At 37.6% G+C, this 876-nt stretch carries 1 protein-coding gene; it reads left to right on the top strand.

Annotated features, from left to right (window positions below; translation table 11 throughout):
- On the top strand, positions 1-876 hold an 876-nt coding region (locus IDG60_RS16660), incomplete at both ends, for a GA module-containing protein (RefSeq protein ID WP_206160951.1).

The raw sequence follows: 876 nt of genomic DNA, 5'->3' as shown, positions 1-876 counted from the left end.
AAAACAAGTCAAAATTATCTTGATGCATCTGATAGCAACAAAAATAATTACAATACTGCTGTAAATAATGCAAATGGTGTTATTAATGCAACGAACAATCCAAATATGGATGCTAATGCGATTAATGACATGGCAAATCAAGTTAATACAACAAAAGCAGCGTTAAATGGTGCACAAAACTTAGCTCAAGCTAAAACAAATGCGACGAACACAATTAACAACGCGCAACAATTAGATGGTGCTATGGGTCAATTAGAAACATCAATTCGTGATAAAGACACGACGTTACAAAGTCAAAATTATCAAGATGCTGATGATGCTAAACGAACGGCTTATTCTCAAGCAGTAAATGCAGCAGCAACTATTTTAAATAAAACAGCTGGAGGAAATACACCTAAAGCAGATGTCGAAAGAGCAATGCAAGCTGTTACACAAGCCAATACTGCATTAAACGGTATTCAAAACTTAGAACGTGCGAAACAGGCTGCGAACACAGCGATTACAAATGCTTCGGACTTAAATACAAAACAAAAAGAAGCATTGAAAGCACAAGTAACAAGTGCAGGACGCGTATCTGCAGCAAATGGTGTTGAACATACTGCGACTGAATTAAATACTGCGATGACAGCTTTAAAACGTGCCATTGCTGATAAAGCTGACACAAAAGCTAGTGGTAATTATGTCAATGCTGATGCGAATAAACGCCAAGCATATGATGAAAAAGTGACAGCTGCAGAACATATCGTTAGTGGTACACCAACACCAACGTTAACACCATCAGATGTTACAAATGCAGCAACGCAAGTAACGAATGCGAAGACGCAGTTAAACGGTAATCATAATTTAGAAGTAGCGAAACAAAATGCTAACACAGCA

The sequence above is a fragment of the Staphylococcus sp. EG-SA-2 genome (assembly GCF_017152085.1).
The sequence above is the reverse complement of the archived record's forward strand: the minus strand, read 5'-3'. Positions and strand labels throughout refer to the sequence as shown.